The organism is Butyrivibrio sp. ob235, from assembly GCF_900109475.1.
GTDB lineage: Bacteria > Bacillota > Clostridia > Lachnospirales > Lachnospiraceae > Butyrivibrio.
The window spans coordinates 37,607-52,344 of sequence record NZ_FOBE01000004.1; the positions used below are offsets into that span (position 1 = coordinate 37,607).

General features: G+C 43.7%; 14 protein-coding genes. All 14 read left to right on the plus strand.

Going from position 1 to position 14,738, the window contains the following annotated elements; translation table 11 throughout:
- The first annotated feature begins 75 nt into the window (after positions 1-75).
- The 14 genes from guaA (at position 76) to BMW61_RS05230 (ending at position 14,684) form a co-directional block, all read left to right on the plus strand.
- Complete coding sequence (gene guaA / locus BMW61_RS05165; RefSeq protein WP_022761071.1) at positions 76-1,635, plus strand: glutamine-hydrolyzing GMP synthase; 1,560 nt, start codon at positions 76-78, stop codon at positions 1,633-1,635.
- Positions 1,636-1,982: 347 nt separating this feature from the next.
- Entirely contained in the window at positions 1,983-3,716 is a 1,734-nt protein-coding gene (locus tag BMW61_RS05170; RefSeq protein ID WP_022761072.1) for an ABC transporter ATP-binding protein, read from the plus strand.
- A gap of 15 nt (positions 3,717-3,731) precedes the next feature.
- Entirely contained in the window at positions 3,732-5,516 is a 1,785-nt protein-coding gene (locus BMW61_RS05175; RefSeq protein WP_091820172.1) for an ABC transporter ATP-binding protein, read from the plus strand.
- A 163-nt stretch (positions 5,517-5,679) separates the two neighbouring features.
- Complete coding sequence (locus tag BMW61_RS05180) at positions 5,680-6,417, plus strand: sensor histidine kinase (RefSeq protein ID WP_091820173.1); 738 nt, start codon at positions 5,680-5,682, stop codon at positions 6,415-6,417.
- A 2-nt stretch (positions 6,418-6,419) separates the two neighbouring features.
- Positions 6,420-6,902 carry an NfeD family protein gene (locus tag BMW61_RS05185; RefSeq protein ID WP_022761075.1) on the plus strand — a complete coding sequence of 161 codons (483 nt, stop codon included), beginning with the start codon at positions 6,420-6,422 and terminating at the stop codon, positions 6,900-6,902.
- Between the two features lies 1 nt (position 6,903).
- A complete protein-coding gene (gene floA / locus BMW61_RS05190) occupies positions 6,904-7,869 on the plus strand; it encodes a flotillin-like protein FloA (RefSeq protein ID WP_091820175.1) in 966 nt (321 codons plus the stop codon).
- A gap of 43 nt (positions 7,870-7,912) precedes the next feature.
- Complete coding sequence (locus tag BMW61_RS05195) at positions 7,913-8,650, plus strand: LytR/AlgR family response regulator transcription factor (RefSeq protein WP_091820176.1); 738 nt, start codon at positions 7,913-7,915, stop codon at positions 8,648-8,650.
- A 3-nt stretch (positions 8,651-8,653) separates the two neighbouring features.
- A complete protein-coding gene (locus BMW61_RS05200) occupies positions 8,654-8,959 on the plus strand; it encodes a hypothetical protein (RefSeq protein ID WP_207650174.1) in 306 nt (101 codons plus the stop codon).
- 23 nt (positions 8,960-8,982) lie between these two features.
- Positions 8,983-9,729 carry a GNAT family N-acetyltransferase gene (locus BMW61_RS05205; protein WP_091820178.1) on the plus strand — a complete coding sequence of 249 codons (747 nt, stop codon included), beginning with the start codon at positions 8,983-8,985 and terminating at the stop codon, positions 9,727-9,729.
- Between the two features lie 93 nt (positions 9,730-9,822).
- Complete coding sequence (locus tag BMW61_RS05210) at positions 9,823-10,308, plus strand: NUDIX hydrolase (protein ID WP_091820180.1); 486 nt, start codon at positions 9,823-9,825, stop codon at positions 10,306-10,308.
- A 16-nt stretch (positions 10,309-10,324) separates the two neighbouring features.
- A complete protein-coding gene (locus BMW61_RS05215) occupies positions 10,325-10,789 on the plus strand; it encodes an NUDIX hydrolase (RefSeq protein ID WP_091820181.1) in 465 nt (154 codons plus the stop codon).
- Positions 10,790-11,162: 373 nt separating this feature from the next.
- Entirely contained in the window at positions 11,163-12,419 is a 1,257-nt protein-coding gene (locus tag BMW61_RS05220; protein WP_022761082.1) for an MFS transporter, read from the plus strand.
- Between the two features lie 15 nt (positions 12,420-12,434).
- The gene (gene abc-f / locus BMW61_RS05225) at positions 12,435-13,901 is read left to right on the plus strand and encodes a ribosomal protection-like ABC-F family protein (RefSeq protein WP_091820183.1); all 1,467 of its coding nucleotides are present in this window, start codon (positions 12,435-12,437) and stop codon (positions 13,899-13,901) included.
- Between the two features lie 21 nt (positions 13,902-13,922).
- The gene (locus BMW61_RS05230; protein ID WP_091820184.1) at positions 13,923-14,684 is read left to right on the plus strand and encodes an MBL fold metallo-hydrolase; all 762 of its coding nucleotides are present in this window, start codon (positions 13,923-13,925) and stop codon (positions 14,682-14,684) included.
- Positions 14,685-14,738: the final 54 nt, after the last annotated feature.

Sequence of the window (14,738 nt, forward strand, 5' to 3'; positions counted from 1 at the left end):
TTTTTTTTGCTATTGCATTTATTGTAATTTAAGCGATAAACAGAATTTTTCACATCAATGATGAAAGAGGAAAATATGGATAAAGAAATGGTAGTGGTCCTGGATTTCGGCGGACAGTACAATCAGCTTGTAGCCCGTCGTGTCAGAGAGTGTAACGTTTACTGTGAAATCTATTCCTACAGAACGCCTATCGATCAGATTAAGGCGATGAATCCCAAGGGAATTATCCTGACGGGTGGTCCGAACTCCTGTTATGAGGAGGGAGCACCGACCTACACTAAGGAATTGTTTGAGCTTGGCATTCCGATTTTGGGATTGTGCTATGGTGCTCAGCTTATGATGCATGTTCTCGGAGGAAAGGTTGAGAAGGCACCTGTAAGAGAATACGGTAAGACGAATACCTTTATAGATGGTGCAAAAGATACACTTTTTGCAGAAATTGAGGATGAAACCATTGTCTGGATGAGCCATTTTGACTATATCAGCAAGGCTGCACCGGGATTTGAGATTGTTGCGCATACAGCGGACTGCCCTGTTGCTGCAGCAGCCTGTGAAGAGAAAAAACTCTATGCTATCCAGTTCCATCCTGAGGTTCTCCATACAGTTAAGGGTAAAGAGATTCTCTACAATTTTGTAAGAGGAATCTGCAAGACAGAAGGATCCTGGAGAATGGATTCTTTTGTGGAAAATACAGTAAAAGAGATAAGAGAAAAGGTCGGAGACGGCAAGGTGCTTCTTGCTTTATCGGGCGGTGTTGATTCATCAGTTTTGGCAGCACTTCTTGCAAAAGCTATCGGCAAGCAGCTTACTTGTGTGTTCGTTGACCACGGTCTTCTTCGTAAGAATGAAGGCGATGAGGTCGAGGGCGTATTTGGCCCTAATGGAAATTTCGATATTAACTTTATCCGCGTAAATGCGGCAGAAAGATATTATGCAAAGCTCAAGGGCGTTGAAGAGCCTGAGAGAAAGCGCAAGATTATCGGTGAAGAGTTCATCAGAGTCTTTGAGGAAGAGGCCAAGAAGATTGGAACGGTTGATTTCCTCGCTCAGGGAACTATTTATCCCGACGTTGTTGAATCAGGCCTTGGCGGTGAGTCCGTTGTGATTAAGTCTCACCACAATGTGGGCGGACTTCCGGATTATGTCGATTTTAAAGAAATTATCGAACCTCTTCGTTCACTGTTTAAGGACGAAGTTCGTAAGGCTGGACTTGAGCTTGGACTTCCCGAGTATCTTGTGTTCCGTCAGCCTTTCCCCGGACCGGGACTTGGAATTCGAATAATCGGAGAGGTTACAGCCGAGAAGGTTCGCATCGTTCAGGATGCCGATTATATCTACAGGACAGAGCTTGCTGAGGCGTTCAAGGAAGGCAAGATGCAAAAGCTTCCCGATCAGTATTTTGCAGCTCTTTCAAATATGAGATCTGTCGGAGTTATGGGTGATGAGAGAACCTATGATTATGCAGTAGTTCTCCGTGCCGTTGAGACAATCGACTTTATGACAGCCGAGGCTTCAGAGATTCCTTTTGAGGTATTACAGCGTGTTATGAGCCGTATCATCAACGAGGTCAAGGGTGTCAACAGAGTAATGTACGATCTTACAAGTAAGCCTCCGGGAACGGTGGAACTTGAGTGAAAATTCTGTAAATTTCAAATATTGTATTGACAAAGAGTTTCAATTAGCATAATGTAGTAGTTGCTTGTGACACTGTAAACTATTTTTCAGGAAGGAGGTAAACGCAATGATTAAGACTAGACATAATGATGTACTGAACATGGTAATTGTGGTTACCTCGCAGAAGTTTGCCAAGTAATTCTATAAGGCTTATTTTGGCGTGGTATCCGCTCAGGAGACCACGCCTTTTATATTTTTGGGCACATGCGCGCGATGTGCTGCAGGCGATAACTAGGCGATAGGGTCTCCGATCCTGTCGCTTTTTGTTTTGCGCACAACTGTGCGTTTGTAGATATAGGGGTGAAACAATGAAAAAGTATTTGATAAAAAACTGGTGGCGATACCTGATCGGAGGAATCTCTCTGATCTGCAGCACCGCAATTGATGTAATGCTGCCTTTCGTTACCCTGTCCATGGTTGACGACGTCATCGTGGGCAGAAATATGGATATATTCAGGAGAGACATTATTCTCTTCGTAGCAGCAGGTCTTGGAAGAGCCTTCTTCCAGTTTATTAAGGAGTTCCTGTGCGACATGTCAGGATGCCGCGTGGCATCGGGCCTTAGAAAAGACATGATGAAGCACATATTCTCCCTGAACAAGGGCTATTTTGACAAGAACAACACCGGCGAGCTCATGGCAAGAGTCAAGGACGATGCCGGATCAGTATGGGATCTTACGGGATTTGTGGGCATGCTTTTGACTGAAGCAACCGTTTATTTCATAGGCGTTGTAATCTGTATGATCACACTAAACTGGAAGCTCAGCATAATCCCGCTGGCATTTATGCCTCCTCTTGCATATGTGGCCCTTCACCTTGAGAAAAAGCTCGGCAAGGACTACGACGAGATCAGCGAAAGAAATGCCGATCTCACCAAAGTTGTTGAAGAGAACATCTCAGGTGTCAGAACTGTAAAGGCATTTTCTGCCGAGGGCCTTGAGATGAAAAAGTTCGATGAAAAGAACGAAGCCTACGGCGATGCGAACAAGCAGTTTGCTTCCGATCTTGCGGACAGCGATCCTCTTATCGGCCTGATCCCCAAGATTATGCAGGTTCTGGTGGTGGCCATTGGCGGCTACGCAGCCATCAAGGGCAGCATCACCTACGGAACACTTGTTGCATTCGTGTCATATTCAATCCAGGTAGTATGGCCTATTGAAAACCTTGGCTGGATGCTTTCCCTGGTTTCTCAGGGTCTTGCAGGCTACAAAAAAATTAACAAGGTTATGAAGACCGAGCCCGAGATCACAGATACTTGGGCAAAAGAGCTGCATAAGGAGGGTAACAAGTCGGGTGAGATCAGCTTCGATCATGTGAGCTTCAACATTGACGGCAAGACAATCCTGAACGATGTCAGCTTTAACTTAGGAAAAGGTAAGACCCTTGGAATCATGGGTGCCACCGGTGCCGGAAAGAGCACCATCGTAAACCTTATTGAGAGGTTCTACGACGTCACAAGCGGCAGCATAAAGATCGAGGGAAAAGACATCAAGAAGATGCCCCTTAGTGATGTAAGAGCTTTTTCCTCGGTTGTAACGCAGGATGTATTTCTTTTCTCGGATACCATCACTGAGAACGTCAGACTTGGATTCAAGGACACAATGGACTTAAGAACCGTTAAGTCAGCCATCAAGAGTGCTCACGCTCAGGAGTTTGTCGAGAAGATAACCGACAGCTATGACGCTGTCATCGGAGAAAGAGGCATCGGCCTCTCCGGAGGGCAGAAACAGAGACTTTCCATTGCGAGAGCTCTTGCCAAGAAGGCAGATCTTCTGGTGCTGGATGATTCTACATCCGCACTGGATATGGAAACTGAAGCAGCAATTCAACAGGAGCTTCAGGAAAAGAATGATATGAGCAAGATCATCATCGGACACCGTATTTCTTCAGTGAAGGATGCCGATGAGATCCTTGTACTTGAAAACGGAAGGGTGGCCGAGAGAGGAACCCACTCTGAGCTCATAAGAAAAGGCGGGCTGTATTACAGCACATATGAGGCTCAGTATGGAGACTACCACAAAGCTATGGCTGCCTGCGAATAAGGAGGTGCATATTATATGGCAATAAACAGCACCAGAGAGGATGAGGATTTAAAGGAGACCCTAAAGCTTGATGTACTGGGGCGTCTTCTTAAAAATCTTTTGGAATATAAGGGAAAGATTGCGCTGGTAACAATACTTATACTGATCACAGTAGCAATCTCAACCACCTATCCTCTGCTGATTGAAAAAGTAATAAATGACGAGATCATAGACAAGAATGTAAAAGGCCTGTTCATTATGTCAGGTATTATGGTAGCCATGGCTCTCATACACTACGTAGCCACCAGAATATGGAGGCGCATAATGGCCACCATTTCCAATGATATGATAAAGAACATCAGAAGAAGGCTCTATGTTCACATTCAGGAGCTGGGAGTGGATTTCTTTGATCAGAGGCCTTCAGGCAAGATTCTGGCCAGGGTAACCGGAGACGTAAATGCTCTTAAGGAAGTTCTCTCCAGCACTATTACAACCCTGGCTCCCGAGGCCATAAGCCTTGTGGTGATCCTGGCAATAATGATCATCAAGAGCCCTGTCCTTTCTCTTTCTGCGGCAGTGGCAGTTCCCATCATCATGCTGGGACTGTTCTTCTGCGAGATTCTTGCCCACAAGAGATGGCAGAAATGGAAGAAGAAGGACTCCAACATGACAGCCTTTATCCACGAGGGTATAGAGGGCGTGTCGGTAATTCAGAGTTTCAACGCTCAGGAGGAATCCTCCAGAGAGTTCAACGGAATAGTAAACGAAGTCATCCATGCCTTCAGATCCGCAGTTCTCATCGCCGACCTATACAGTCCCACCATTGAGATTGCAGGCGGCCTTGGAACAGCAACTCTGTATTACCTGGCTGTGACAAAACTCGGTGTGACACAGGAATCACTGGGAACTCTGTCGGCCTTCGTATTGTATCTGGGAATGTTCTTTAGTCCCATTAGGAACCTTGCCAGTTACTACAACAAGCTCATAACCAACCTCTCATCTGCAGAGCGAGTTTATGAGATAATGGACATGGAGCCTCTGGTAAAGGATGGCGAAAATGCTATTGATCTTCCTGAGATCAAGGGCAATGTGGAATTTGATCATGTAACCTTTGCTTATCCTGATGAGCCCGATGTTGACATTCTTCACGATGTGAGTTTTACAGCTGGGCAGGGTGAGACCATCGCACTTGTTGGTCCAACCGGTGCAGGGAAGACAACCATTGTCAGCCTTCTTAGCCGCTTTTACAACACCAAGGCGGGAAGAATTTTGGTGGATGGATATGACATCAGCAAGGTTACCATCCAGTCTCTGAGAAATCAGTTTGGCATCATGACCCAGGACAACTACCTGTTCTCGGGAACTATCAGGGACAACATCAAGTACGGAAGACCCGATGCCACTGATGAAGAGATGATAGAAGTTTGCAAGGCGGTTCACGCGCACGACTTCATCAGCAAGCTGGAGAAGGGCTATGACACCGTCATAACCGAAAGGGGCGGCGGACTTTCCAATGGCCAGGGACAGCTGGTGGCTTTTGCGAGAACTCTTTTGACGGATCCCAAGATACTGATCCTGGACGAGGCCACAGCCAGCATTGACACCGGAACAGAGATCCTGGTTCAGCAGGGAATCGAAGAGCTTCTTAAAAAGAGGACTTCCTTTGTGGTGGCCCACAGACTTTCAACCATTAAGAATGCGGACAAGATCTTTGTCATCGACGATGGCGGAATTCTGGAGTGGGGTGACCACGAGAGCCTCATGGCCAAGAAAGGCGCTTACTACGAGCTGTACTCCGCTCAGTTTGTGAGAGCCTCATAAAATGAGAATGAAAACACTTGGAAGGAAAAATGAAAATGGAACAATGGGATGCCTATGATGAGCTAAATGTCATTTCAGTCTGTTTTTTGTATAATTGAGAAGATATGGATTGATGGAAAATCTGGCGATGCTAACATGAGTATATAGAAAAACGGAGGCGGTTGTGGGAGATACACATTTATATCTTATCTTAAGTGTCACATTGGCAGTAATACTCATAGGCTGCATTGCTGTTCTGATAAGGAACTATATGAAGCTGATAGCCAGGAACGATGCTCTTCGCGAAAGTATCGATAACCTGTGCAGGCTGAATGACAAACTTAGAATGGACAGACACGACTATCTGAATCATCTGCAGATTGTGTATGGTCTGATGGAGCTTGAGGAATATGAGGAAATGAATTCATATCTCAGGAAGGTTTACAAGGAGTTGCTTAAAACAGGAAAAGCTGTAAAGACGTCAAAGCCTGCGATAAATGCACTTCTGGCAGCCAAGTCGGCGGAGGCAGAAGCAAAAGAGATTGAGTTTCTGATTGAAGTCAAATCTGATCTTAAAAAGCTGAGTATTGAAGACTGGGAGCTGTGCAAAGTCCTTTCCAATCTGATAGACAATGCTGTTAAGGCGCTTGAGGATTTTGACAGCGGAGAAAAGACGATCAGAGTGAACATTACGGAAACGCCTGAGAGATATATTTTCGATGTGGAGGATAATGGCCCTGAGATTCCGGAGAGCATAAGAGAGAGTATTTTTAAAAAGGGATTTTCTACCAGGAAAGAAGAGGGCCATGGAATGGGGCTCGCAATCGTATCCGAAATTTTGAATAAGAGCGGTGGAGACATTGAACTTTCGTCAGACGAAGAAGAAACTGTCTTTACTGTAAGCTTTGAAAAAGGAGAATAGTTATGGGAGCAGTTCAGATATTGGGAGTGCTAGCCCTGATAATAGGGATACTTCTGATAGGTGTCGAATTCTATATGCCGGGCTTTGGATTTCCGGGGATTGCCGGCATCATTTTTACCGCAGCAGGTATCTTTTTAACCGGAAGAAATGTTCAGGAACGAGTTATTGTGGGCGTGATAGCTATCGTTGTTATAGCAGTAATGCTGGTGATAAGCATCATAGTATTCAGTTCAAAAAAGATAAAATCACCGATTAAGCTTGATGAGGACCTGCGGGGCAAAAACCTGTTTATCGATGAGAAGGACATGGAGTATCTTATCGGGAAAAGAGGTGTTGCCATAACGGACTTAAAACCCTCCGGAAAAGGTGAATTTGACGGAGTTAAGTTTGATATTCTTTCTGAAAATTATTATATAAAAAAGGATTCACCCCTTGTTATAACAGAAGTAAAAAACAACAGGATAATGGTTGAGGAGGATAAGTAAAATGATGGCAACTATAATAATAGCGGCAATAGTAATCATACTGATAGCAGCGTTTTTTGCAGTGATACCTGTAGGAATGTGGATTTCGGCAGTAGCCAGCGGAGTAAAGATAAGTATCTTTTCCCTGGTGGGAATGAAGCTTCGTCGGGTTAAACCAGCTAAGATTGTAAGCCCCCTTATTAAGGCAACAAAGGCAGGAATCAGCGTTACAACCAATCAGCTTGAAGCGCACTATCTTGCAGGCGGAAACGTAGACAGTGTGGTAAATGCTCTTATTGCAGCAGAAAGAGCCAGCATGAACCTTTCTTTTGAGCAGGCATCGGCAATTGATCTTGCGGGACGTGACGTTTTTGAAGCGGTAACAATGAGCGTAACCCCGAAGGTTATTGAGACACCTCAGATCTCAGCCGTAGCAAAAGACGGTATAGAGCTTCTTGTTAAAGCCCGTGTGACTGTCAGAACCAATATTGATCAGCTTATCGGTGGCGCCGGAGAGGCAACTGTGCTGGCAAGAGTAGGAGAAGGTATCGTAACTACTGTTGGCTCGGCTACAACGCACAGCAGTGTTCTTGAAAATCCCGATGATATTTCCAAAGTTGTTCTCGAAAAGGGACTTGATTCCGGTACAGCCTATGAGATCATGTCCATTGATATTGCTGATATCGATATTGGAAGAAATATCGGTGCTAACCTGCAGAGCCTTCAGGCGGAGGCCAACACCAAGATTGCACAGGCCAAGGCAGAGGAGAGAAGGGCAATGGCTGTAGCTCTTGAACAGGAGATGAAGGCAGAAGTCGTTAAGGCGGAAGCAGATATTCCAAGAGCGATGGCAGAAGCTCTCAGGTCAGGTAATCTTGGGGTTCTTGATTACTACAATCTCAAGAATGTTCAGGCAGACACTAAGATGAAGAATGACATAGGAAGCGGTATTGCCGAATATGTCGAGACTAAGAAGGATAAGAACTAAGCTTACCGGGTAATCCGGAAAAGAACTATTAAGGGGCGAAGATATGATAAGAGTAATGGTAGTTGAGGACGAGGAGCAGATCAGGAATATTTTAAAGAAGATGATAGAGAAGACTCCTGATTGTGAAGTTGTATCCTCCTGCGGAAATTTTGCTGCAGCTATCAGCGACTTTATCAGACTTCGCCCCGATGCAGTTTTCATGGACATAGACCTTGCGGGTGAAAGCGGCCTTGACTGTGCCAAGGCTATCACCGAAGTGGATCCGAAGGTGAAGATTATTTTTGCAACAGCTCACAGCGAGTACATGGCTAATGCCTTTGAAATATATGCATTTGATTATCTTGTAAAACCATTCGATCTGGAGAGGATCGGTAAGACACTTGGCAAAATAAAGAGTATGACGTCCGGGAATGCTACCGGTTCTAATGGGGCTAAAACAGAGACCGGTTATGAGAAACTTGTTATTCGTGGCAAGGAAGAGATAAACCTCATAGATACTAAGGATATCATAATGATAGAACGTACCGATGGCATCTGCAGAATAGTGACCGGGGACGAGATCTTTCTTACATCAACGTCTCTATCCTCTATTCAGGATAAGCTGGATCCCGACAAATTCATGAGATGTCACAAGTCATATATCATAAGAGTAGAAGCGGTCAAAAAGCTTGAGGTATACGGCAGGTGGACATATACAGTAACTCTTAAAGACACCGATGAAACCGCGCTTATGACCTCGGAAAAATATAATGAGATGAAACTAAGACTTTGCGGGTTTTAAAATATGTATTATCACGCATCATCATTGGGGAACATTTCCAGACTGGAGCCTAGAATTTCTAATCATGGAATCCCTTTGATCTATTTTTCAAGAAAAAGAGAAAATGTGCTTGTCTATCTTAGTAATGCTATCGAGAAGTATTGCAGAGAAACAGGCTTTGATTTTTGTGGAATCTGGCAAAAGTGGGGGCCATATGGTTTTGATAAGGAGGGGCGTCTTTGCTTAGAGGAGTATTATCCTAATGCCCTTGAAGAAACATATAGTGGCGTTTCGGGATACATTTACAGCGCTTCTGAGATAGAGAATTGAGAAAGGAAAATTAAGAACTAATCATGTTCAAAGAATACTATGAAAAGCTTTTGGAGCGGATATCCATTGATTTTAACTGTACCCCGGCAGATTTAAGGGAAAAGAAGATTATTATCACGCAGCCCGCTTTGAATGAGGGGAGAAGGAGTTACAGCCCGGGTATGCCATTTCTGGAAATGGCTACGCTCGGAGACAGTACTGTCATCATGGCAGATGAATGCCTGCACGAGTTCCTGAGGGGACTGATAAAAGATAAAGAGGCGCATCGTCTGTTTGAATTTGATAATCTTCTGAAGTTAGACGAAGAACTGAAGCAATATGCCTACCAAATGAATCATACGCATCACATGTTCCTGCCCTGCTGTGATATCAGGGTGGAAGAGCGTTTCCGCGTTAAGTGGCTATATGACGATGAAATCAGCCGGTTTTACGGTGATTCACGCTTCCCGAACGCAATTGCTTATCCTGAGCCTTGTCCGGTTCGGCCTGACAGAATCGCAGTCATTGCGCTTGATGGGGATACCATTATGGGTATGGCAGGCTGTTCTGAAGATGCACCACACTGGCAGCAGGTAGGAATTGATGTTTTACCTGAATACCGGTCAAGAGGGATCGGATCCTATCTTGTGACTCTGCTTAAGAACAAGATTATTGAAATGGGCGATGTTCCTTTCTATGGGACAGCGACAGCAAATATTCAGTCACAAAACGTTGCCATTAAAAGCGGCTTCAGACACGCATGGGTGGAAACCGAGGCTATGAAGGTCTAAAAAACTACAAAAGACAGATAATCAGTATTTGACTTAGCCCTTGGGGCAGGCTTTATCATTTTCTAAAAATATAAACATCAGGGAAGGTCTCCTATGAATATTGATGACTATATCGAGTTATACAAAAAAGATGGTTACATTAAGGAAATGAGAAAGCATGTCGGTCATGCTCCCGTGATGACTTGTGCCTGCGGAGTGATAATTGAAAATGTCGAGGGAGAGATTCTCTTGCAAAAGAGGCAGGATAACGGGTGCTGGGCCATTATAGGCGGAGCCATGGAAATGGGTGAGACTTTTGAAGAAACCATCAGAAGGGAAGCCTTGGAGGAATCCGGTCTTACGCTTGGAAAACTTGAGGTGTTTCAGCTCTATTCGGGGAAGGACCGCATAATACAATATCCTAACAGTGACATATGTTTTGGCCCGGGAATAGTTTTCATCACAAAAGAATACACCGGTGATATCGTGAATGATCCCGGCGAGGTGATGGAGCACAGATTTTTTGGAAAAACTGAGTTGCCTGAAAATCTAAATGAGTACGATAGGAAAATTATCCTTGAGTGGGTTAACAGAGGCTAACTGGCGGAGGAGAGCAATGCATTTTGACAAATCTCACAACTACATTGGATGGCTCAGAAGCAAAGTCGGCCATGAAAAAATAATGCTCGTATTTGCAGGCGGCTGTATCTTCAACGATAAGGGAGAAGTTCTCCTTCAGAGAAGAGGAGATAGTAACAAATGGGGATTTCCGGGAGGTGCTGTTGAACTTGGTGAAACACCTGAAATGGCAGCAGTACGCGAGGCAAAAGAAGAGACCGGACTTGATGTTGAAGTAGGTAAGATAATCGGAATCTATACGGATAGCGATATTGAATATCCCAACGGAGATAAGGCTCACAGTATTTGCATAGCCTATGAGTTAAAAGTCGTAGGCGGAGAATTATTCTGTGATCAGGAAGAGACATTGGAGCTTAGGTATTTTTCAAAAGAGGATAAGCCGATTTTGTTTTGCAAACAGCACGAAGAAATGTGGCAGGATATTTTTAGTGGAAACTGTTGACAAGAAAAATGTTTGGTGTTTGAATAATATTTAGCGTTTGACAAAAACTATCGGAGGTATGAAAGGAATGCGGAATAGGTAATATTGATTCATAAATTTGCAATATGCAGATTGAAAAGGTCATCAGAGAATGGCTTTTTTAAGCACGGATCATATTATCTTGAACACATTTTTCATAGAGCCGATTGGTCATAGATTATCAGTACCGGGGCCCTTGATTTATCAGGGGTGTTTTTAGTTCTGATATATTAAGTGAAAATAGCATGCTGCTCATACTATAGCTGCATGCGATGTTAAGGGATAATGGATCCGTCTGCATAATGCAGGCGGTTTTTTTGTGTCGCGGAAGTTGCAATTTATGACAGGAGGACGTATGGAAACGAAAACAAAGAATCCCTTATGGACGAGGGATTTTACAATAATAACTATAGGCAGCGTGATTTCAATGTTTGGAAATAGTATGGCAGGATTTGCCATGAGTCTTATGGTGCTTGATTATACAGGTTCAACAATGCTGTATGCAGTATATCTTATGACCTATACTGTGCCAAAGCTGATTGTACCCATAATATCAGGTGCAGTACTCGACAGATTTTCCAGGAAAAAGATGATATATACCCTGGACTACACTATGGGAACTATCTATCTGCTGGTTGGCATTCTTCTTATGAGAGGGTGGTTCAGCTTTCCATTATTTGCACTTTTCAGTCTGCTAATAGGCTCGATAAGCAGTATATACATGGTGGCTTATGACAGCTTTTATCCGCTTCTTATAACGGAAGGGAATTATTCAAAGGCATACTCTATAGCAAGTGTGCTTGAGACGCTGGCGATGTTCATGGTTCCTGTAGCAACCTTTTTATATAATCTCGTGGGCCTTGGCCCGTTACTTCTTGCAAACGCAGTGTGCTTCCTAATGGCAGCAACACTTGAAGTAAATATAAAGGCTGAGGAGAAATATATAGAAAAGCAGAGCATGAGACAGGATACTAAGGATATGGGGCATGTAGAGAGAATGCTCTTTGATATCAAGGAGGGTTTCTTATATCTTTTTTCGGAAAAAGGACTGCTTGTCATTGCTGTTTATTTCTTGTTTAGTGCTATGGCAGGAGGGGCTTCTGATGTAATATGCCTCCCATATTTGAAGAGTCACTACAAAAACGGAGAATACCTTTTCATGTGTATTTTCGGGATGAGCTTTTTAGGAAGAGGACTTGGAGGGATGTTCCACTACAGGAGGAAGCTCCCTGCAAAATACAAGTTTTATATAGCTCTTTTGGTGTACATAATCATAGGCGTTTTTGAGGGATTATATCTATATGTGCCTGTGAAAATTGCGATGGGGCTTGGCCTTATTGTGGGAATCGGAGGAGTAACCAGTTACACAATCAGAATCTCTTCAACTCAGAGCTATGTTCCGGATGAGACAAAGGGCAGATTTAACGGGGCTTTTCAGGTTCTTAGTACATCAGGTGCACTTCTAGCGCAGCTGATGGCCGGTGTTCTTACAGTCTATATGGATCAGAGGGCTGTGCTCCTTTTGTTTGAGCTTCTAAGTGTGTTTGCGGCCATAGCTTTTGTGGGAACTAACAGAAAATATGTAAAGCCAATCTATAACAGAAACATGTAATTAAAAGGAGGTACTATGCCCAGACGATTACTTATAAAAGCAGAAAATATAGTTCATTCCTACGGCGAACAGACTGTTCTTGATTTTGACAGATTTTATTTATACGAAGGTGAAAAGGTAGGTCTTGTTGGTGTAAACGGAGCAGGGAAAAGCACTCTTTTGAAAATTCTATCAGGAGAAATAGAACCGACTAAAGGGACAGTTTACAGAGACTGTGAGCCATTTTATTTTGAGCAGTTTGGAATGACGGAAGTTTATGATACAGACTATGAGGAAGCAGGAAAAATGGGAGTCAGCGATCAGCTCTGGCAAGAAAATGTCAGCGGCGGCGAGAATACAAGAATCAGACTGGCGCAGCTTTTTTCAAGCCCTCAGGCGGTAGCTTTCCTTGATGAGCCAACCTCAAACCTTGATTTTGATGGGGTGGAGCTTTTAAAGAAAAGACTTAGAGAAATTGAAACAATGGTTATCATCAGCCATGACAGAACCGTACTCAATGAGCTATGCGACAGGATTGTTGAGATATCCTTTAGTGAGCTTCAAAGCTATAACGGCAATTATGATGATTATGTTGTTCAGAAGGAAGAGCAGTATAAAACACAGCTCTCGGAATATGAAAACTATCAGTCTGAAAAGAAAAGATTGCAGAATGTTTACACTCAGAAGAAAGCCAAGGCAAAGAAGGTTGAGAAAAAGCCAAGGAACATCACTGCAAGTGAAGCTAAGGCACGGGCCCTTTGCGGAAACAGGAAACCTGAGGATAAGGCGAGAGGAATTGAGAAAAGTGCATCCAATGTCTTAAAAAGGATAGAACACATGGAGGTAAAGGAGAAGCCAAAGGAGGAACCAACAGCAAGACCGGATTTCAGGCTGACAAACCCTCCGAGGAACCCAATCGTCATAAGAGGCGAGCATATTAACTTTTCATACGATGACAATGTGATACTTGATGATGCGGACTTCATGATAAAAAACGGAAGTAAGGTGGCGCTTCTTGGAAGTAACGGTGCCGGTAAGACAACACTGCTGGAACTCATAGCAAATAGAGATATGGTCTACGTAGTTCCGGGGGCTAAGATCGGATACGCCAAGCAGAACATGTCGCAGATAGATTATGACCGGACAGTGCTTGAAAACATAAGAAGGGTAAGTATACAGACAGAAAGCTTATCACGTATAATATTATCCAGGTTACTGCTTACTGAAAAAGACATGAACAAGAAGGCATCACAGTTATCCGGAGGAGAGAGGATGAAGCTTTCCTTTGCGATGCTTTTTGTGTCGGATGTCAATTTGCTCATTCTTGACGAGCCTACAAATTATCTGGATATTCCGTCGGTTGAGGCGCTTGAAAAGCTGCTCATAGAGTATGAAGGTACTTTGATTTTTACATCGCACGACAAGATGTTTGTGGACAGGATAGCGACAGAGAGACTTTACGTTGAGAATGGGAAAATAGTAAGTGATATGCAGAAGAAATAATGTGCTAAGAGGAGGTTCATCATGGCAGTTAAATTCATGCGTACAGGACAACAGGGAATTCTCGTATGGGATGAGGAGACAGGCTACAGGTTCGGTATAGATTTATTTTTATCTGATCTGGATGACAGACAGGTAAAGAACCCGTTCGATATCGAAGAATTGAAGGATGTTTCCCTCTTTTTCGGAACCCATGACCATATAGATCATATTGACAGAGATGCCTGGATAAAAATTGCGGGGTTAAACTCCAAGGCAAAATTTGTAGCACCTAAGTACTTTGAAAAGACTTTGCCTTCTGAGCTTGGAATAGAAAAAGAACGGTTTATTTTTGTGGATGAAGAATACTCTGCGGATGTAGATGACCTGCACATAGAGGCAATTCCTGCTGCGCATGAATTTCTTGATACTGCGCCGGAGGGGCTACATCCGTATCTGATGTATATAGTTACTTTCGGTGGTAAAAAAATCTGCCACATGGGAGACACCTGCTTGTATGAAGGGGTATATGACAAGCTAAGGAAAAGCGGACCCTTTGATGTCATGTTCCCTCCGATAAACGGTCGTGATGCAGTGAGACTTCGCGATAACTGCATAGGAAATATGACATATCAGGAGGCAGCAGATCTGGTGGGTACTTTAAAGCCGGCACTTGCTGTTCCGGGACATTACGATATGTTTAAGTTCAATGGTGCTGATCCAAACGAGTTTAAGGACTATGTGGAAATAAAATATCCGGGTCAAAAAGTGATGATCCTGCAGCCGGGTGAGGAATTTGAGTTATAAAAGAAAAGCGCACTTTTAAAGCATTATTTGACAGTAGCAAGGCAAATAGTGAGA